This window comes from Kitasatospora sp. NBC_00458, assembly GCF_036013975.1.
Classification (GTDB): Bacteria; Actinomycetota; Actinomycetes; order Streptomycetales; family Streptomycetaceae; genus Kitasatospora.
The window spans coordinates 5503460-5523281 of record NZ_CP107904.1 but is presented as its reverse complement, the minus strand read 5'-3'; the positions used below and the strand labels follow the sequence as shown (position 1 = coordinate 5523281).

13 protein-coding genes are annotated in these 19822 nt (G+C 75.8%); 4 read left to right on the top strand and 9 right to left on the bottom strand.

Going from position 1 to position 19822, the window contains the following annotated elements:
* Positions 1-114: 114 nt before the first annotated feature.
* The 3 genes from OG550_RS23025 to OG550_RS23015 all read right to left on the bottom strand — a co-directional run bounded on the left by OG550_RS23025 (position 115) and on the right by OG550_RS23015 (position 7460).
* Entirely contained in the window at positions 115-3360 is a 3246-nt protein-coding gene (locus tag OG550_RS23025) for an ATP-dependent DNA helicase (RefSeq protein ID WP_327680452.1), read from the bottom strand.
* 137 nt (positions 3361-3497) lie between these two features.
* A complete protein-coding gene (locus OG550_RS23020) occupies positions 3498-7028 on the bottom strand; it encodes an ATP-dependent helicase (protein WP_442906060.1) in 3531 nt (1176 codons plus the stop codon).
* 75 nt (positions 7029-7103) lie between these two features.
* Positions 7104-7460 (bottom strand): MGMT family protein, encoded by a 357-nt coding sequence (locus OG550_RS23015; protein WP_442906059.1) that lies wholly within the window; start codon positions 7458-7460, stop codon positions 7104-7106.
* Positions 7461-7594: 134 nt separating this feature from the next.
* Here OG550_RS23015 and OG550_RS23010 point away from each other — a divergent pair, with 134 nt between their 5' ends.
* On the top strand, positions 7595-10450 hold the full coding sequence (locus OG550_RS23010; protein ID WP_327680446.1) for a lysylphosphatidylglycerol synthase transmembrane domain-containing protein: 2856 nt from the start codon (positions 7595-7597) through the stop codon (positions 10448-10450).
* A 120-nt stretch (positions 10451-10570) separates the two neighbouring features.
* Here OG550_RS23010 and moeZ read toward each other — a convergent pair whose 3' ends face one another.
* From moeZ to OG550_RS22985, 5 genes are all read right to left on the bottom strand, one after another.
* Positions 10571-11749 (bottom strand): adenylyltransferase/sulfurtransferase MoeZ, encoded by a 1179-nt coding sequence (moeZ, locus tag OG550_RS23005; protein WP_327680444.1) that lies wholly within the window; start codon positions 11747-11749, stop codon positions 10571-10573.
* A gap of 273 nt (positions 11750-12022) precedes the next feature.
* Positions 12023-13024, bottom strand: a complete 1002-nt coding sequence (locus OG550_RS23000; RefSeq protein ID WP_327680442.1) for an NAD-dependent epimerase/dehydratase family protein — start codon at positions 13022-13024, stop codon at positions 12023-12025.
* Between the two features lie 173 nt (positions 13025-13197).
* Positions 13198-14322, bottom strand: coding sequence for a hypothetical protein (locus tag OG550_RS22995; RefSeq protein WP_327680440.1), 1125 nt, complete (start codon positions 14320-14322; stop codon positions 13198-13200).
* Positions 14322-15974, bottom strand: coding sequence for a DUF3492 domain-containing protein (locus OG550_RS22990; RefSeq protein WP_327680438.1), 1653 nt, complete (start codon positions 15972-15974; stop codon positions 14322-14324). Before OG550_RS22990 ends, OG550_RS22995 begins: the two co-directional genes overlap by 1 nt.
* Before the next feature lie 333 nt (positions 15975-16307).
* Positions 16308-17276, bottom strand: coding sequence for an alpha/beta fold hydrolase (locus OG550_RS22985; protein ID WP_327680436.1), 969 nt, complete (start codon positions 17274-17276; stop codon positions 16308-16310).
* Positions 17277-17508: 232 nt separating this feature from the next.
* Here OG550_RS22985 and OG550_RS22980 point away from each other — a divergent pair, with 232 nt between their 5' ends.
* The 3 genes from OG550_RS22980 to OG550_RS22970 all read left to right on the top strand — a co-directional run bounded on the left by OG550_RS22980 (position 17509) and on the right by OG550_RS22970 (position 18978).
* Entirely contained in the window at positions 17509-18171 is a 663-nt protein-coding gene (locus tag OG550_RS22980; protein WP_327680434.1) for a TetR/AcrR family transcriptional regulator, read from the top strand.
* 132 nt (positions 18172-18303) lie between these two features.
* A complete protein-coding gene (locus OG550_RS22975) occupies positions 18304-18531 on the top strand; it encodes a DUF3107 domain-containing protein (RefSeq protein ID WP_327680432.1) in 228 nt (75 codons plus the stop codon).
* A 129-nt stretch (positions 18532-18660) separates the two neighbouring features.
* Entirely contained in the window at positions 18661-18978 is a 318-nt protein-coding gene (locus OG550_RS22970) for a hypothetical protein (protein WP_327680430.1), read from the top strand.
* 91 nt (positions 18979-19069) lie between these two features.
* On the opposite strand, the gene OG550_RS22965 is transcribed toward OG550_RS22970, so the two are convergent.
* Complete coding sequence (locus OG550_RS22965) at positions 19070-19798, bottom strand: ferritin-like fold-containing protein (RefSeq protein WP_327680428.1); 729 nt, start codon at positions 19796-19798, stop codon at positions 19070-19072.
* Positions 19799-19822 lie beyond the last annotated feature (24 nt).

Below are 19822 nucleotides of genomic sequence, written 5' to 3'. Positions count from 1 at the left end.
CGCTGGCGGCCGGAGTACGGGGGTTGACCGGTTACCGACCCCACAATAGGCGCGAAACGTGCACTACGCACAGGTTTCGCCCGATGCCGTGATGACTTGAATGCTCTCCGTGACTCATTCTTCACTGTTCCCGATCAGGAGCCGTTCCAACTCTTTTCGGTCGGGAAGTCCTGTCGGTTGTTCGATCCGGCCACTGCGGACGTACAGGAACGAGGCCGTGACCTGCTCCAGGGGGACGCCCGCCTGTTCGGCCCAGGCGAGCCGGTAGACGGCGAGCTGGAGCGGATCGGCGGTCTCCTCGCGGTGCGTCTTCCAGTCCACCACTTCGTAGCGTGACGCGCCGCCGAATTCTGACCCGCCGTCACCTCCGCGGTAGACCGCGTCGATCCGGCCGCGCACCACCCGGCCCGCCAGCACCAGGTGGAACGGCGTCTCGACCCGGTACGGCTCGCGGTCCGCGTACGGCGTGCGCAGGAACGCCTCCTTGAGCCGCTCCAGGTCCTGCTCGTCCTCGATGCCGTCGTCGTCGGCGCCGGGCAGCGCACCCGGCCCGATCAGCATCAGCGGCTCGATCCTGGACTGCACCCAGGCGTGGAAGCGGGTGCCGCGGCGGGCGGCGGGCTGCGGCGGGCGCGGCATCGGCCGGGCCAGGTCGCGGGCGAAGCCGTCCGGGTCGGCGGCCAGGCGCAGCAGCTGGGTGGCGGACAGCGAGGCGGGCAGCGGGACCTCCCGCACGCTGCGCCGGGAGCGCTCCAACTCCCCCGTCAGCGCGTTCAGGTCGCGGTCCCAGGACTCGACCAGCCGGCGGTCCTCGGGGGCCATCGGCCCGGGTTCGGGGGCGGGCTGCCCGGCGAGGCGCCGGTGCACCACCTCGGCGACCCGGCGGCGGGCGTGCTGGGCGGCCGGGTCGAGCGGCAGCGGCCAGGGGCGTTCGACGGGCGCGGCCAGCGCCGGGTTCACGTCGCCCTTGGCCGGCGGCTCGGTCCAGTGCTCGACCTCGCCGTTCCCGGGCTCCTCGCAGTGGGCGCGCAGCTGCTCCAGGAAGTCGGACGGGCCGCGCGGGGTCTTCTGGCTCGGTCCCCACCAGTGGCCGGAGGCGAGCAGCAGGGCGCGCGGCCGGGTGAAGGCGACGTAGCCGAGGCGCAGTTCCTCGGTGCCGGAGTGCTCGGCGAGCGCGGCCTTGAACGCGGCCATCGACTTGGCGTTCCAGCCGTCGCGGACGTCGGGCAGCGTGGCGCCGTCACCGCGCAGGGCGTGCGGCAGGACCCGCTTGGTGCTGGTCCAGCGCTCGCGCGCGGTCGAGGACGGGAACGCGCCCCGGACCAGGCCGGGGACGGCGACGACGTCCCACTCCAGGCCCTTCGACTTGTGCGCGGTGAGCACCTTGACGGTGTCCTCGCCGCCCGGCAGGCCGGCGTCCAGGCCGCGGTCGTGCTCCTGGGCGGCGCGCAGGAAGCCGAGGAAGGCGGCCAGGCCGGGATCGCCGTCGAGGTCGGCGAAGGAGGCCGCGACGTCCAGGAAGGCGTGCAGGGTCTCCCGGCGCCGGGCGGCCAGCGCCTGCGGGGAGGCGGCGAGTTCGACCTCCAGGCCGGTCGTGGCGAGGACCCGGTGCAGCACGTCCATCAGCGGCTCGGCCAGCGAGCGGCGCAGTTCGCGCAGTTCGCGGGCGAGCCGGGCGAAGCGCACCCGGGCCTCGGCGGAGAACGGCAGCTCGTCGGGCTGTTCGCGGTCGAGGAAGGTCTCCAGGGCGTCGGCGAGCGAGACCACCTCGGTGGGGTCGGTCTCGGCGACGGCGGCGGCGAGCGCCTCGACGCCGTCCGGCCGGGCGGTTCGGACCAGGTCGGCGGCCCGCCGGCCGAGCAGGGCGAGGTCGCGCGGGCCGATCCGCCAGCGCGGGCCGATCAGCAGCCGGACCAGGGCGGCGTTGGCGGTCGGGTCCTGGAGCACCTCGCAGACCGCGACCAGGTCCGCGACCTCGGGCAGGTGGAGCAGCCCGCCGAGGCCGACCACCTCGACCGGCACGTCGCGGGCGACCAGTGCGGCGTGGATGTCGGGGAAGGCCGAGCCGCCGCGGCAGAGCACGGCGATCCGGCCGGGCGCGGTGCCGGTGCGCACCAGGTGGGCGACCGAGTCGGCGAGCCAGTCGATCTCCTCGGCGTGGGTGGGCAGCAGCGCGGCCCGGACGAAGCCGTCGTGCTCGGCCCCGGGAGCGGGGCGCAGCGCCTCCACGCCCTCGTGCATCGTGCGCAGCGGCGCGGCCAGCCGGTTGGCGAAGGCGAGCAGCCGGCCGCCGCTGCGGCGGTTCTCGCTGAGTGCGAAGCGGCCGGCGGGGGCGCCGCCGGTCCGGGGGAAGTGGTGCGGGAACTCGTCCAGGTTGGCGACGGAGGCGCCGCGCCAGCCGTAGATGGCCTGGCAGGGGTCGCCGACGGCGGTCACCGGGTGCCCGGACGGGCTCCCGTCCGGGCCGGCGCCGAAGAGGCCGGCGAGCATCAGCCGCTGGGCGACCGAGGTGTCCTGGTACTCGTCCAGCAGGACGACCCGGTACTGGCCGCGCAGCAGGGCGCCGACCTCGGGGCGCTGCTGGGCGAGCCGGGCGGCGGCGGCGATCTGGTCGCCGAAGTCCATCAGCCCGGCGGCGGTCTTGCGGCGCCGGTAGTCCTCGACCAGGCGGAGCAGCTCCAGGCGGGCCCGGGCGGCGGCGGGGACGGCCCGCAGGTCGTCGTTGGTGAGCCTGGCGGTGGCGAGGGTGTCGAGGAGTCCCTCGTCGTGGGCGCGCAGGGTGTCGGGGTCGACGAGGTGTTCGGCGAGCTCGCCGTCCAGGGCGGTGAGGTCGGCGACCAGGTTGGCGAAGGTGCCGGTGAGGGCCGGGAACGGGCCGCGGGCGGTGCGCAGCACCTTGGCGGCGAGCTGGAACCGGGTGGCGTCGGCGAGCAGCCGGACGTCGGGCTCGATGCCGATCCGCAGGCCGTGCTCCTTGAGGAGGCGGCCGGCGAAGGCGTGGTAGGTGGAGATCTCGGGCTCGCCGAGCGGCTCGTCCTCCGGGCCGGCGCCCCTGCCCCACTCCTCGTCCGGGGGTCCCCCGGGGCCGCCGAGCCGGAGCAGGGCGGTGCGGACGCGTTCGGCGAGTTCGCCGGCGGCCTTGTTGGTGAAGGTGAGGCCGAGCACCTCCTCGGGGCGGACCGCGCCGGAACCGACCAGCCAGACGACGCGGGCGGCCATCACGGTGGTCTTGCCGGAGCCGGCGCCGGCGACGATCACGGCCGGCTCCAGGGGGGCGCCGACGGCCGCCATCTGCTCCCGGTTGAAGGGGATGCCCAGCAGCTCCTTGAGCTGGTCGGGGTGGCTGAGCACGGCGGTCACCCCGTAACGGTAACGGGGGGTACGGACAGGTCGGGCCGTCCGGGAGGGCTGCTGTGGCGACCCTCACTGCCGTGCCGCCCGGCGCGGCGGCGCACCCCGGCCGGCCCGCCCCGCCCGCTCTCCGTCCCCGCCCCGGCCTACTCGACGACCTGGGCGCCGTCGCGCTGGGCGGAGCAGCTGCGGCGGAAGGAGCAGCGGTCGCAGCCGGTGCCGGTCTGCGGGACGAACCGCTCGGCGAGGATCCGCCCGGCGGCGTCGGCGAGCAGGTTCTCGATCCACGGCTCGCCCTCGGGCGGCTCCTGCCGCTGCACCTTGGGCGCGTCCGGCACGGCCTTGTCGGGCTTGCGCAGCTGCACCAGCTCGGCGCCGCCGGCCTCCGGGGCCGCGCCGTCGAAGCCGGGCAGCTCGTTGAGCGCCCCGGCCCGGACGGCGAGCTGGTAGACGGCGAGCTGCTTGTGGTCGGGCAGCGACTTGTCGGTGGGCAGTTCCTTGCCGGTCTTGAAGTCCACCACGTAGGCGCGCCCGGCCTCGTCCTTCTCGACCCGGTCCATCGAACCGCGGATCCGCACCAGGACCCCGCCGGCGTCGAGGGTGACGTCGAAGCCGTGCTCGGTGGCGACGACGTCGCGGCCGCGGCCCATCACGTGCCAGGTGAGGAAGCGCTCCAGGGCGGCCCTGGCCTCGGTCTTCTCCTGCTGGGACTTCCACGGCGCGTCGAAGGCCAGCGCGTCCCAGACGGTGTCGAGGCGCTCCATCAGGACGGCGAGGTCGGCGGGGGTGCGGCCGGAGCCGACCTCGTCGGCGAGGGCGTGCACGACGTTGCCGAAGCCCTGTGCGGCGGAGGAGGTGCCGCGCGCCTTGACCTCCTTGTCCAGGAACCACTGCAGCGAGCAGTTCTCCAGCTGCTCCAGGCCGCTGCCGGAGAGCCGGACCGGCAGGTCGGCGTCGCGCAGCGGGTCGGGGGCGGCGGTGGCGTCGTCGAGCCCCCACCACGCGTCGGGCCGGGCGGCGGGGACGAGCGGCCGGTCCTCCTCGTCGGTGGCGAGGGCGAGGGTGGCGAGGCGCTCGGCGGCGGCCCGGCGCAGCTCGGGCGAGCGGGCCGGGTCGACGGTGACCGCGCGCAGCTCGGCGACCAGGGCGGGGACGGAGAGCGGGCGGCGCGGGCGGTGGGTGACGTCCTCGACGGTGACGGGCGGGGTGCGGCGCACGACCCGGCCGGTCCTGGGGTCGACGTCCTCGCGGTAGAGCTCGCGCAGGAACCGGGACGGCTGGTCGCCGTCGTCGGCGGGTGCCTTCACGGCGGTGACGACCAGCCGCTCCCGGGCCCGGGTGGCGGCGACGTAGAAGAGCCGGCGCTCCTCGGCGAGCAGGGCGCCGGGGGTGAGCGGTTCGGCGAGGCCGTCGCGGCCGATCCGGTCGGCCTCCAGGAGCGAGCCGCGGCGGCGCAGGTCGGGCCAGAGGCCGTCCTGGACCCCGGCGACGACGACGAGCCGCCACTCCAGGCCCTTGGCCCGGTGGGCGGTCATCAGCCGGACCGCCTCGGGGCGGACGGACCGCACGGTGAGGGTGTCGGCGGCGATGTCCTGGGCCTCCAGCTCGGCGAGCAGGTCGAGGGCGCCGCGGTGACCGGTGACCTGCTCCTCGGCGCGGGCGGCGGTCTCGAACAGGGCGCAGAGCGCGTCGAGGTCGCGGTCGGCGTTGCGGCCGGCGGCCCCGCCGCGCAGGGCGGCCCGCTCCAGGCGTTCGCGCCAGCGCCGGGAGCCGTCCCAGAGGTCCCAGAGGGCGTCCTCGGCGGTGCAGCCGCCGGCGAGGCGTTCGCGGACCTTGCGCAGCAGCGTGCCGAGGTCGTGGGCGCGGCGGGCGTAGGGGGCGTCGAGGACGACGAGCTGCTCGGGTTCGGCGAGGGCCTCGCGGATCAGCTCCCCGGCCGGGCGCGGCACGGCGGCGGGGCGGGCGGCGGCGGGCCCGGTGTCTCCCCCCGCCTCGCGCTCTCCCTCACCCTCCGTGTCCGTATCCGCCTCGGTCTCCGTCTCCGTCTCCGTCCGACCCTCCGCCCCGGCCCGCCGGGCCTCGGCGCGCAGCGCGGCCCGCTCCTCCTCGCGCAGGACCCGCCCGAGCCGGCGCAGGTCGGCGCCGTCGAGGCCGCCCAGCGGGCCGGTCAGCAGGGTGTGCGCGAGGTCGGTGGTCAGCGGGTCGGGCGCGTCGGGCGCGTGCCGGTCCCGGACGGCCTGCTCGGCGCAGACCCGCAGGGCGAGCAGCAGCTGGGCGACGGCCGGCTCCTCGCGCAGGGGCAGGTCGTCGCCGTCGATCTCCAGCGGCACCCCGGCCGCGCCGAGCGCCCGCCGCACCCCGGGGATGGAGCGGGCCCCGGCCCGGACCAGCACGGCCATCTCGCCCCAGGGCACGCCGTCCTCCAGGTGCGCGCGGCGCAGCAGGTCCGCGACGGAGTCCAGCTCGGTACCGGGGGTGGGGTAGGTGTAGACCTCGACCCGGCCGCCCTCGCGGGAGGGCAGCAGGGCGCGGTGCTGGGCGAGCTTGTCGGCGGGCAGCCGGCCCATCGGCATCCGGCGGGTGAGCTCTCGGGCGGCGGCGAGCAGCACGGCGCCGGAGCGGCGGGAGACCCGCAGCACCTTGACGTCGGCGGGGCGGCCGTCGGTGTGCCGGAAGGTCTGCGGGAACTCCAGGATGCCGTTGATGTCGGCCCCGCGGAACGCGTAGATGGACTGGTCGGGGTCGCCGACCGCGATCAGTTCGCGCCCGTCGCCGGCCAGCCGGCGCAGCAGCCGCACCTGGGCGGGGTCGGTGTCCTGGTACTCGTCGACGAAGACGGCGTCGTAGCGGTCCCGCAGCCGCTGCTCGACCTCGGGGCGTTCGGCGAGAAGCACGGCGCGGTGGACCAGCTCGGCGTAGTCGAGGACCCCGCGCAGGTCGAGGACGTCGAGGTACTCGGCGAGGAAGTGGGCGGCGGCGGCCCAGTCGGGGCGCTGGACGCCCTCGGCGAACCGGGCCAGCTCGGCCTCGCCGAGACCGAGCTCACGGCTGCGGGCGAGGACGGCGCGGACCTCGTCGGCGAAGCCGCGGGTGGTGAGGCAGGCCCGCAGGTCCAGCGGCCAGCCGATCCGCGACCTGCCGAGCCTGGCGTCCTCGGCGCCGCCGGCGAGCAGTTCGCGGACCATGACGTCCTGCTCGGGGCCGGAGAGCAGGCGCAGCGGCTCGGCGTACTCGGCCGGGTCCTGGTGGGCGCGGAGCAGGGCGTAGCAGAAGGAGTGGAAGGTGGTCGCCTGCGGCGCGGCGGCCCCGGCACCGGCCGCGGTGACGCCGAGCCGGCCGGCCATCCGGTCGCGCAGCTCCATCGCGGCCTTGCGGCTGAAGGTGAGGACGAGGATCCGGTCGGGGTCGGTGCCGCGCTCGATGCGCCGTGCGACGGCCTCGACCAGGGTGGTGGTCTTGCCCGTCCCCGGCCCTGCGAGCACCAGCAGCGGGCCGCCCGTGTGCTCGGCCACGGCGCGCTGGTACTCGTCGAGCACGGGCGGGGCGGGCGGCACGAGGGGGCTGCGCACCAGACGGTAGGGGGAGCTCACGGACGTCCTGGGGGTCGTGCTTCGGGCAACGGCGGGCGGGCCCGTCGAGGGGCCCGCCGTATCGAGCCTACGATCCTGCCCCGTCATTCCCGTCCGCGCACGGGTTTCGGACCGGTTCGTCGGCGGAGGACCGGACCGTCCGCGCGCGGCCCCCGCCGGCGGCTACCCGCCGACCGGCCCGCCGTCCCAGCGGGCCCGCCGGAGGTCGACCCGGGGCGGGTCGGCGAGTTCGCGCAGCGGGGTGCCCTCCTCGGCGTAGTGGGCGAGGGCGCGGTGCTCGTGGCCCGGGAGGAAGCGGCCGTCGGCCCGGATCACCCGCCACCAGGGCACGGCTCCGCCGTACAGGGCCAGCACCCGGCCGACCTGGCGCGGGCCACCCTGACCGAGGTACTCGGCGATGTCGCCGTAGGTCATCACCCTGCCGGGTGGAATCCGCTCGGCCAGGTCGAGCACCAGTTCTGCGTAGGGCGGCAGCTCGCCGCGGTCACCGTCGTCGTGGGCGTCCGTCACCTGCGGCATTCTTCCGCATCCGGTCGGAGGCGGGGGCCCGTGCGAACGATCCGCCGCGCCCGATCCGGCCCCTGTCCAGCGCGGGGCGCCGCGGCATGCCACCATCTTCGGGGCGGTGAGTGGTGATACGAGGACAAGACCAGATGACCGGGACGGCTGACGTGGGCGTGGACGAGGGCTCCGACGAGTCCTCCGGCGCCATGCCCGCAGGTCCCGGCGGTGGGCCCGTCACCGAGCCGTCGCCGGAAGTCTCCCTGATCAAGGACCGGACGATCAAGACCCCTCAGCCGGCCGGCCCGGGGACGGGGACGCCCGCCACCCTCCCGGCCCAGCCGCCCGCACCCGCCGCCGAACCGGCCGCCGCCGAACCCCCGGCCGGGGTGTCCCCCGCCGGGGACGCCCCCGGCGTGAACGGCCACGACCCGGCCCGACCGGCACCGGACCGCGAGGACCCGGACCGCGAGGACCCGGCCCGCGAGGACCCGGCCCGACCGGCACCGGACGCGCACGACCCGCTCGACGACGCACCGCACCTGGACGTCGACGAGCCGCTGCTCGCCGCCCGCGCCCACCGCCCCTCCGACCTGATCCGCTTCCTGGCCGGCGTGCTCGGCCTGATCGCGGTCTTCGTGCTGGCCGGCGTCGCGACCTCGACGACCACCGGCATCGAACTGGACATCGCCTCCAACGCCCCCCGCTTCTCCCCCGTCCTCGCCACCATCACCGGCCTGGTCTCCAGCGTCGCCGTCCTGGCCGTACCGCTCGCCTTCGCGGTCGAGCGGCTGATCAAGCGCGACGGCCTGCGGGTCGCCGACGGCGTCCTCGCCTCGGTGCTCGCCTACGGCGTCTCGCTGGGCATCGACTGGTGGGTCGCCGAGGGCGCCTCCGACCACATCCGGGACGCCCTCACCCGCCTCCCGCTGGACTCCAACGGCACCCTCACCGACCCGGTGCACGGCTACCTCGCCCCGGTGATCGCCTACATGACGGCGGTCGGCATGTCGAGCCGCCCGCGCTGGCGGGTCGCCCTCTGGGTGGTGGTGGTCTTCAGCGGGATCACCGAACTGCTCGGCGGCTACACCACCCCGCTCTCCCTGCTCCTCACCGTGCTGATCGGCTGGTCCGTCGCCTACGGCACGCTGTACGCGATCGGCTCGCCCAACATCCGGCCCACCGGCCAGCACCTGATGATCGGCCTGCGCAAGGTCGGCTTCACCCCGGCCAGCGCCCACCGCGCCCCGGACGCGCCCGGCGGCACCCGCCGCTACCTCGTCGCCCAGCAGAGCGGCCCGCCGCTGGACGTCCACATCGTCGACCGCGAACAGCAGGCCTCCGGCTTCTTCTACCGGGCCTGGAGACGGCTGAGGCTGCGCTCGGTGGCCGTCCGCCGCAGCCCCCAGTCGCTGCGCCAGGCCCTGGAGCAGGAGGCGCTGATCGCCTACGCGGCCGCCGCCTCCGGCGCCCGCGCCCCGCAGCTGGTCGCCACCTCCGAGCTGGGCCCGGACGCCGCGATCCTGGTCTACGAGAACGTCGAGGGCCGCACCCTGGACGAGCTCGCCGACGACGAGATCACCGACCAGGTGATGGCCTCGCTCTGGGAGTCGGTCGCCGCCCTGCACGAGCGCCGGATCGCCCACCGGCGGCTCACCGGCGAGTCGCTGCTGGTGACCGACGGGAAGACGGCCTGTCTGGTCAACCTCTCCGGCGGGGACATCGCCGCCACCGACCTGACGCTGCGCATCGACGTCGCCCAGCTGCTCACCACCTTCGCGCTGCGGATCGGGCCCGAGCGGACGGTCGCCACCGCCAACGCGGTGCTCGGCGCCGACCGGGTCGCCCAGGCGCTGCCGCTGCTCCAGCCGGTCGGGATGAGCCGCTCCACCCGGGTCGACCTCAAGCGGCTCGGCAAGGAGCGGAAGGCCGCCGCCCAGGCCAGGGCGCTGGAGCAGGTCGCCGCCGGGGAGCGCACCCAGCAGCAGGCCGAGGAGGACATCGCGCTGGCCGGCGAGGACCTGCTCAGCCGGATCCGCGGCCAGATCCTGCAGATCGCCCCCGAAGCGCCGATGGAGCCGGCCAAGCTGGAGCGGCTCAAGCCGAAGAGCCTGATCATGGTGATCGCGCTCACCTTCGCCGCGTACCTCGCGCTGACCACCATCAAGCCGGCCCAGCTCAAGCTCTCGCAGATGGACTGGGCCTGGGCGGCGGTCGCCCTCGCCGCGGCCGCCTTCTCCTACATCGCCGCGTCGATGAGCCTGACCGGCTTCGTCCCCGAGAAGCTGCCGTTCCGCCGCACGGTGGCCGCCCAGCTCGCCGGGTCCTTCGTCAAGCTGGTCGCCCCCGCCGCGATCGGCGGCATCGCGCTGAACACCCGCTACCTGCAGAAGGCCGGCATCCGCTCCGGCCAGGCGGTCGCCTCGGTCGGCGCCTCCCAGCTGGCGGGTCTGACCGGGCACCTGCTGCTGCTGTTCAGCTTCGGCCTGATCACCGGCAGCCAGACCAACGGGGACCTCTCCGCGTCCCGCGCGGTGATCATCGGCGTGCTGACCGCCGCCGTGCTGGCCCTGGTCGTCGCGGCGGTCGCCCCGCTGCGGCGGTTCGTGCTGAACCGGCTGCGCTCGCTGTTCTTCGGCGTGGTGCCCCGGATGCTCGACCTGATGCAGACGCCCAGCAAGCTGGTCACCGGCTTCGGCGGCATCCTGCTGCTGACGCTCTCCTTCACCGCCTGCCTGGACGCCTCGGTGCAGGCCTTCGGCGGCTCGATCTCGTTCTCCGCGGTCGCGGTGGTCTTCCTGACCGCCAACGCGGCCGGCTCCGCGATCCCCACCCCCGGCGGCATCGGCCCGGTCGAGGTCGCGCTGATCGGCGCGCTCACCGTCGCCGACGTGCCGCCGACCGTCGCCACCCCGGCGGTCTTCCTCTACCGGGCGCTCACCTTCTGGCTGCCGGTGCTCCCCGGCTGGATCTCGTACAACGTGCTGCAGCGCAAGGGCGCCCTGTAGCACCCGGCACCCGGGCGGGCCGCCCCGTGCGGCCGGGCCGCGCGGGGCCCGCGGATCCGCCGGCGGACGCGGCCGGGTACGCGGAAGGGCCCGCCGGAGCGGGCCCTTCCACCGGTCCGGTCAGTACACCGGCTTGTGCGGCTCGATCTGGTTCACCCAGCCGAGCACGCCGCCGCCCAGGTGGACGGCGTTGGCGAAGCCGGCCGACTTCACCACGGCGAGCACCTCGGCCGAGCGGACGCCCGACTTGCAGTGCAGCACGATCTTCCGGTCCTGCGGCAGCTGCTCCAGCGCGTTGCCCATCAGGAACTCGTTCTTCGGGATCAGCACGGCGCCGGGGATGCTGACGATCTCGTACTCACCGGGCTCGCGGACGTCGATCAGGTAGATGTCCTCCTGGTCGTCCTGCCACTGCTTGAGCTGCTTCGAGGTGATCGTCGAACCGGCGGCGGCCTCCTGGGCCTCCTCGGACACGACGCCGCAGAAGGCCTCGTAGTCGATCAGCTCGGTGACGGTCGGGTTCTCGCCGCAGACCGCGCAGTTCGGGTCCTTGCGGACCTTCACCTGGCGGTAGTTCATCTCCAGGGCGTCGTAGATCATCAGCCGGCCGACCAGCGGGTCGCCGACCCCGGCCAGCAGCTTGATCGCCTCGGTGACCTGGATCGAGCCGATCGACGCGCAGAGCACGCCCAGCACGCCGCCCTCGGCGCAGGACGGGACCATGCCCGGCGGCGGGGCCTCCGGGTAGAGGCAGCGGTAGCAGGGGCCGTGCTCGGCCCAGAACACGCTCGCCTGGCCGTCGAAGCGGTAGATCGAGCCCCACACGTACGGCTTGCCGAGCAGCACCGCGGCGTCGTTCACCAGGTAGCGGGTGGCGAAGTTGTCGGTGCCGTCCACGATCAGGTCGTAGCCGGAGAAGATCTCCAGGACGTTGGAGTTGTCGAGGCGCTCCTCGTGGAGGATCACGTCGACGTAGGGGTTGATCTCCTTGACGGAGTCCCGTGCCGACTCGCCCTTGGAGCGACCGATGTCCGACTGGCCGTGGATGATCTGACGCTGCAGGTTCGACTCGTCGACCACGTCGAACTCGACGATGCCGAGGGTGCCGACGCCCGCCGCGGCCAGGTACATCAGGGCGGGCGAGCCCAGGCCGCCGGCGCCGACGCACAGCACCTTGGCGTTCTTCAGCCGCTTCTGCCCGGCCATGCCCACGTCGGGGATGATCAGGTGGCGGGAGTACCTGCGGACCTCGTCAACGGTGATCTCGTCGGCCGGCTCGACCAGGGGTGGCAGCGACACGGGGACTCCGAAAGTCGTCAGTTCAGGTGGCCAGGGCCAACCTCTTGTGGCTTGTTGCTCCGCCACCGAGGTGGCTCTGCTACGCCAACAGTGTCATGCCGCTCCGGTATTCCGAGACAGCTCGTCCGATGGGCGAGACGGCCGGCGTCGGATGGTGGGACCACGGACCGCACCGGCGAGCGCCGGGGATCCGGCCCGCCGGGGGAGGCGACGCGCCTGCGGCGGCGGGCCGTTGGCACCCCCGGCGGACCGGCCCGCCGACGGCCCCCCGGGTCAGACCCGGCAGGCCGTCTCCAGCCAGACGTCCCCCAGCGACTCCTCCAGCGGCACCTGCGTCCGCCAGCCGAGACGGTCCCGCGCGGTCCGCACGTCCGCCTGCCGCCACGGCACCGGCTCCCCGGTCGGCCCGCGCCCCTCGCCCTGCCGCGGCTCCGCCGGACGGTGGCCCGGCAGGTGGTGCCCGGCCCCGTGCCCGGCCAGGTGGTCACCCTGTCCGGCGGCCTGCGCGGGCAGCAGGACCTGCCGGTTCTCCTCCACGATCGACCCCTCGAAGCCGGACGCCCGGACCAGCAGCTGGGCCGCCTCCCGGGCCCGGACGGCGTGCCCGCTGCCGATGTTGATCACCCCCGTGGCGGCCGAGACCGCCGCCGCCTGGATCGCCCGCGCGACGTCCCGGACGTCCACGAAATCCCGGTATCCGGACAGGTCCGGCATCCGCACCTGGGACTCCTCCCGCTCCAGCGCCCGCCGCAGCCCCTCGGCCAGCCGCCCGAACAGCGAGGCGGTCGGCGCCCCCGGCCCGACCACGTCGAACACCCGCAGCACCGCCGCGTCCAGCCCCGAGGCCAGCACCAGCTCCGTCCCGGCCAGCTTCGACACCCCGTACGGGCCGACCGGGCGCGGCTCGGCGCCCTCCGACACCGGCACCCCGCCCGGCACCGGCCCGTACTCGGCCGCCGAACCGACGTGGACCAGCCGGGCCGGCTCGCGGCTGCGCCGGATCGCCTCGCAGACGGTCGCCACGGCCAGCGTGTTGGCCCGGATCAGCGTGCGCGAACTGCCGTACGTGGCACCCGCGCAGTTGATCACCACCTGTGGCGCGACCGCGTCCAGGAACCGGGCCAGCGCGCCCGGGCTGCCGGTGGTCAGGTCGAAGCGGATGTCGGCGGAGTCACGCCGGCCGAGCACCGTCACCTGCAACTCCGGATCCACGAGCAGACGGTCGGTGACCCGACGGCCGATGAAGCCGTCGGCGCCCAGCAGCAGCACCCTCATCGGGGGCGTCCTTCCACGAAGCCAGACCGGGAACGGCCTGGCGGGTCCGAGTGAACAACGGGAGATCGAACGGAACGGAGGAACGAACGGCCGCCGCGGCGAGCGGCGGACGGCGGGTCCCGGCGGCCGTGAGGCGGCCCGGTACCCGGCCGCGCACCGGGCCCGGCCCGGTGTCAGCGGTGTGCATCGGGGCGGCCGAGCACCGGCCACGCGTACGCCAGCAGCGCCAGCACGACGGCGCCGCCGCCCAGCGGACCGGCCACCGGGAGCGGCGCCACCGGCGCCGCCGCCCCGGCCAGCGCGCCGAAGGCGGCGACCCCCGGCCGGCCGCAGCGCGCCAGCAGCGCGGACAGCACCAGCAGCAGGCCCAGCAGCCCCTGCGCCGCCCACTGCCCCGGGCCGGCCCGCTCGGCCGCCAGGTGCAGCAGGCCGCCGCCGTGACCCGGCCCCGGGCGCGGCGCGACGGCGGTCAGCACGGCGAGCGCGGCGAAGGTCAGCACGGCCAGCACCGCCAGGTGCAGCGCCAGCGCCACCGGGAGCACCGGCCGCATCCGGGCCCGGAACTCGGCCAGCGTCGCCGCCGTCCCCAGGTGGCCCCGGCCGACCCGGCGGAACCAGCGGGTGGCCCACTCCGCCGACCCGGCCGACAGCGCTGCCGCCAGCGCCAGTGCCGCCGTCACCCGCCGGTCCTCCGGGCCGCCGGCCGCCACCGCCAGCGGCCCCAGCAGCAGCCCGGCCACCCCGGCTCCCCGGACCCCCGGCCACCACCACCGCCGCCACCCGCCCCCGGGCGCCGGGGCCGACCCGGCCGGGGGCGTGACCAGCACCGACCAGCCGGACGGGGCGACCGTCCCGGCCGACCCGGAGGCGGCCGGGACGAGGGCCAGCGGAACGGCGGCCGCCAGCAGGACGGGCCGTCCGGCTCCGAGGCCGACGGCCGACGCGCACGGGAGCGCGGCCAGCCCCGCCGTGCGGAGCGCCGCGCCGCAGCGCCGCTGCCAGCTCTCGCCTGGCACGGCCGTCACCGGCGGCGGCGGGCGCCGCGGCACCCGGGCGTACAGCTCCTCGGCGAGCGAGAACAGGTCGGCGTGCCGGCACCGGGCGGCCGCCGCCGGGCCGAGCCCGGCCTCCTCAAGGCCGGCGGCGATCTCCAACGGGTCCACGGCCCGTTCGCAGAGCTCCCGGTGCTCCGCCATCACCTCCCGGACCGGATCCCCGGAGACCCCCGGGCTCCGGACGGCCGCGGCGGCGGGCCCGGGGAGGGCCGCGCCCTCGACGGCGTCCACCCCGCCCGCCATCAGACCGCCTCCGCCAGTGCACCGGACCGGTCGGACGCCTCGTCCGCGCCCCCGGCCCCGGCGGTCCCGGCCCCGGCCCCGTCTGCCGCCGATCCGGCAGCGGCACCGCCCGCCTCCGCACCGTGCCCCCGGTCGGTGAGCCAGTACTCGGCGGGCCGGGCGAACGGACGCGGCCGGGGGCCGCCGGACCCGCCGGTCGGCCCGGCGGCGGCCGGGTAGGCCGGCCACTGGGAGACCAGCTCCAGGTAGACCTCCCGGAAGGCCCCGGTCACCGGCTCGACGGCGAAGCGTTCCTGCGCCCGCAGGCGGCCGGCCAGGCCGAGCCGGGCCCGGCGCTGCTCGTCCCGCAGCAGGGCCAGGCAGGCGCCGGCCAGCGCCCGCGGGTCGCGCGGCGGGACGAGCAGCCCGGTCGGCCCGACCACCTCCCGGGTCACCCCGACGTCGGTGGCGACCACGGCCCGCCCGCTGAGCATCGCGTCGGCCAGCAGCCGGGGCCCGCGCCGGGAGAGCGCGGAGAAGACGACGACGGATCCGTCCGCCCAGGCCAGGGCCGTGGACCGGGGACGCCCGGCGAAGCCGACCGCCCCGGCCACCCCGAGCCGTTCGGCGACCGCCGCGCAGTGCGCCCGGTAGCCGGGGACGGCCTCCTCGCCGTGGACGACCAGCCGCGCCCGCGGCAGCTCGGCCCGGACCAGGGCGAAGGCGTGCAGCGCGAGCTCCGGGTCCTGCCCGGGCTCCAGGGCCCCGGCCCAGACCAGGGTCGGCCGCTCCGGCTCCGGGCCGGCGGCGGGCCGGTCCACCTCCGGGGTGCCCTCGTACACGACCCGGATGCGCGCCGGATCGGCTCCGCAGCGCTGCTGCCACTGCTGGTCGTGGGCGCTGCCGGGGGTCAGCACGGCGGCCTGCCGGTAGGTCTCCTCGGTGAGCGCCCGGAAGAAGGCGAGCAGCAGCGCCCGGACCGGCCAGAGGTACGGCGCCTCCCGGTAGCCGAGGTACTGCTCGCGCAGGTGCAGGCCGTGCTCGGTGACCACGAACGGCACCCCGTACAGCTGCTTGGCGACCAGCGCGGGCAGGGCGGCCGGGCCGCCGCCGACCACGTGGCAGAGGTCGGCGGCGCCCAGCCCGCCGGGCCCGGCGCCGTACCAGGGGGCGGAGAGCGGCCGCAGGCACTGTTCGAGCAGGTCCGCACCGACCAGGACGTCCCGGACCAGCGGCTGCCCGGCGGGGGTGTCGGCCCCGGGCGAGCGCCAGACCCGCTCCAGGACGCGCCTGGCCTGGGCGGAGACCAGGAAGGCCGGCAGTCCGCCGTCCTCGCGGGCGAGCCCGGCCAGCCGGTGGAGGGCGCCGCCGAAGCCGGACCTCTCGCCCGGCCGCAGCAGCGCCCCGACGAGCTGCTCGTACGCGCGGGCGTACCGGCGTCCGTTCAGGGCGCCGGGCGCGCGCCCGGCCGGGCGGCGGCCCCGGAGGGCGAACTCGTGCACCCCGGCCCGGTGGCCCCGCCGGTCCCCGCCGGCGCCCGGCCCGGCCTCCCCGCCCAGGACGTACCACTGGAAGTCGTGCTCGCGCAGGCCGTCCACCAGCCGGTCGCACCAGCCGTCGGCGCCACGCCGGGCGTGCGGACGCACACCCTCGGTGAGCAGGGCAACGCGCACGGGAGACCTCCAGGGCAGAGCGGATCGACGGATTGCTGAGCGGCTCGGTCGGCGCCCGGCCGCCCCGCGTCCTGCGCGGGGGCGGCCCGGGGCGGAGGAGCCGGTCCGCCGGGTACACCGCGGCCCGGACCGGCGGCCGTCCCCCGGCCGCCGGCATCCCCCCGCGTCCGCCCTCCGGTGTCCTCCGGCGGCCGCGGCTCCCCCACACCTGTTCGGTCCGACAGCAGAAAGGTAGGACCGGCCTACGGCAATCCATCGGTCACATGCCTGGTTGCCACCTGAACGAGTGAACCGGAGTGACCACTTCCCGATCGGGACGTTAACGGCACCCGATCAAGGGGTATCCGTCGTGCCCCGCACCGGCCGGGGCGTGCCGATCCGCCCCAGCAGCTCCCGCACCTCCCGGGCCACCTCGTCGGGGTGCTCCATCATCGAGACGTGCCCGGAGTCCGGCAGGACCAGCAGGCGGGAGTCCGCGAAGGCCGTACAGGCCCGGCGGGCCGACTGGTACGAGACCAGCTTGTCGCGCAGCCCGTACACGAGCAGCACCGGCACCCCCACCCGCGCCGCCTGCCGCCAGAGCGCCTGGTCGCCGCGCTCGGTGTAGGCGGAGACGATCCCGCGCACCGTCCCGACCAGCGCCGGCATCGCGTACGGCAGCTCCAGCCGCCGCCGGTACTGGGCCACCGCCTCCGCCCGGATGGCCGGGGACAGCGCGTCCGGGTCGCCGTAGACCAGCCGCAGCACGTCCGCGGTGGCCTCCTCCGGGCCGCGTCCGTCGGACCGCACCCGGCGCAGCAGCGCGGGGACGCCGGGCACCGCGAGCAGCCCGGTCGGCCAGGCGGTGCGCTGCGGCGGCAGTTCGGGCAGCGCGGGCGAGATCAGCGTGAGGCTGCGGACCAGGTCGGGCCGCAGGGCGGCGAGCCGGACGGTGACGGCGCCGCCGAGCGAGTTGCCGAAGAGGTGGACCGGGCCGCGGCCGGACGCCTCCAGGTAGCCGATGACCGCGCGGACGTGCCCGGAGAGGGAGAGGTTCCCGTCGAGGGGCGGGGCGGATTCGCCGAAGCCGGGGAGGTCCAGGGCCTCGCCGTCGACCAGGTCGGTGAGGCGGCCCAGGAGCGCCGTCCAGTTCGCGGCCGAGCCGCCGAGGCCGTGCACGAAGAGCGCCGGCTCCCGCCCGTCGGGGGCCTCCGGAGCGGCGTCGAGCCGGTGCACCGCGACGACCGAGCCGGGGACCTCGACGGTCCGGAACCCCGGCGCGGCGGCCGGCTCCTGGCGTACCTGCTGCTCAGCGCTGCTCATGGTGGACGATGGTAGTGAGCCGGTGCCGCCGCGTCCTGTGCTCGGACCGCCCCCGAAAGGTCGTCCCTGTCCCTGTCACACCACTGCCGGTGGCCGTGGTCAGCGCCGTATTGTGGGCTCCTGACAAGGGGGCTGGCCGCTTTTCTCACACCTGCCAAGCGCGAAGGCGGTTACCCGAAAGTAGAATCGGTCATCTTGCCAACCCCGTACGACCCGTGAAATGAGGAGCGCCGTGACGGCCATCCAGGAGGCGCAGGAGCGCCCGCGCGGTGCCCGCCTGCCGCGAAGCGCCCGCCGTGAACAACTGCTCGGTGCCGCCCAGGAGGTGTTCGTCGCGCAGGGTTACCACGCGGCCGCCATGGACGACATCGCCGACCGCGCCGGGGTCAGCAAGCCGGTGCTGTACCAGCACTTCCCCGGGAAGCTGGACCTCTACCTCGCGCTGCTGGACAAGCACTGCGACGCCCTGGTCGACTCCACCCGCGAGGCGCTGGAGACGACCACCGACAACAAGCTGCGGGTCGCCGCGACGATGGAGGCGTACTTCAACTACGTCTCCAGCGAGTCCGGTGCCTTCCGGCTGGTCTTCGAGTCGGACCTGACCAACGAGCCGGCCGTGCGCGAGCGCGTCGAGCGGGCCGCCGAGGCCAGCGCGACGCTGGTGAGCAAGGTCATCCAGGAGGACACCGACCTGCCGGAGTCGGAGTCCAAGCTGCTCGCCGCCGGCGTCTGCGGCCTGGCCCAGATCACCGCGCGGTACTGGCTCTCCCAGGGGCTGGAGATCCCGCGCGACGAGGCGGTCCGGCTGGTCGCCAGCCTGGCCTGGCGCGGCCTGAAGGGCTTCCCGATGCACCCCGGCCCCGATTCCCCGGAGGCCCCCGCCCCCGGGCGGTGATCACCGGACCTTCGCCTCGGCGCCGATCCCGTGCTCTATGGTGAAGCCGTACGGCGCGGTCGCCGCGAACGCTTGTCCCAGGCGGTCCGGTGCCCGCGCGTGGATGGCTGCAACCCCGGAGGGACGGAAGCCGTGGAGGTCAAGATCGGCGTGCAGAACGCGCCGCGCGAGATCGTCATCGAGAGCTCGCAGACTGCCGATGAGGTCGAGAGCGCGATCGCCAAGGCGCTGGAGGGCACCTCGAAGCTCTTCACGCTGACCGACGAGCACGGCCGCCGCGTCATCGTCCCGGCCGAGCGCCTGGCGTACGTGGAGATCGGCGAGCAGGCCGCCCGCAAGGTCGGGTTCGGCACGCTCTGAGCTGTCCTTCGGTGCCCCGCCCCCTCGCCGAGGGGGCGGGGCACCGTCGCGTGTACGCCCGGGGGGAGCGGGGTACGGCGACAGTGCGGCCGACCGCGTGCCGCGCACCCGCGCCCCGGGGAGGCACCCTTGCTGGTCGAGACGCTCGCCTTCGTCCTCGTCGGCCTGGTCGTCGGCGCCACCGCGCTGCTCTCGCTGCCCGCGTACTTCCCCTCCGGGTGGGGGCTGACGATGGGGACGTCGCTCGGCTCGGCGCTGCTGGCCGGGGTGATCACGCACTTCACGCTGGACGGCGGGCACCCGGCGGCCGCCATCGCGGTCTCGCTGGTCGCCTCGGCGCTCCTCACCTCGGTACTGGCCAGGCCCGACCTCGCCGCCGGCCGCCAGCCCGCCCACCGGCACCGCCCGCACCGGGCGGGCTCCCACCGGCGGCAGCGGCACGCCTGACCGGCCGTCGCCGGACCCCCGGGGCGGGCTCGGGCGGCCCGAGCGGCTCTGGAGGTTCAGGCGGCTCAGGCGGCTCAGGCCGCTCTGGAGGCTAGGAGGCGAGACCGAGCGCGGCCATCCGCCGGGTGTGCGCCTCGGTGATCCGGTTGAACATCTTGCCGACCTCGACCAGGTCGAAGCCCTGCACGCTGACGCCGCCCACCAGCAGGTTGGAGAGCGCGTCCCGCTCCGCGACCACCCGCTGGGCCTGGCTGAGCGCCTCGCCCATCAGCCGCCGGCCCCAGAGTGCCAGCCGGCCGCCGGCCCGCGGGTCGGCCTCGATGGCCTGGCGGACCTTGTCGACGGCGAACTGGGCGTGGCCGGTGTCCGACATGACGCCGAGGACCAGCTCCCGGGTGTCGTCGTCCAGCCGGACGGCCACCTCGCGGTAGAAGTCGGTCGCGATCGCGTCGCCGACGTACGCCTTGACCAGGCCCTCCAGCCAGTCCGAGGGCGCGGTCATCCGGTGGAACAGCTCCAGCGGCTCGACGAAGGGCCGCATCGCCTCCTGCGGGTCGGCGCCGACCTCGGCGAGCCGGTCGTGCAGCCGCTGGTAGTGCTGGAACTCGGCGGAGGCCATCCGGGCCAGCGCCGCCTTGTCGGCCAGGTCGGGCGCCAGCTTGGCGTCCTCGGCGAGCCGCTCGAAGGCGCTCAGCTCGCCGTACGCGAGGGCGCCGAGCAGGTCCAGCACGGCAGCCCGGTAGCCGGGGTCGGCCGAGCAGCCCGCCCAGTCCCCGATCGAGCCGTCCGCCACGTCCTGCGTCCCACCACGGTTCTCCATGACCCGCCACCTTAGTCCCGGTCC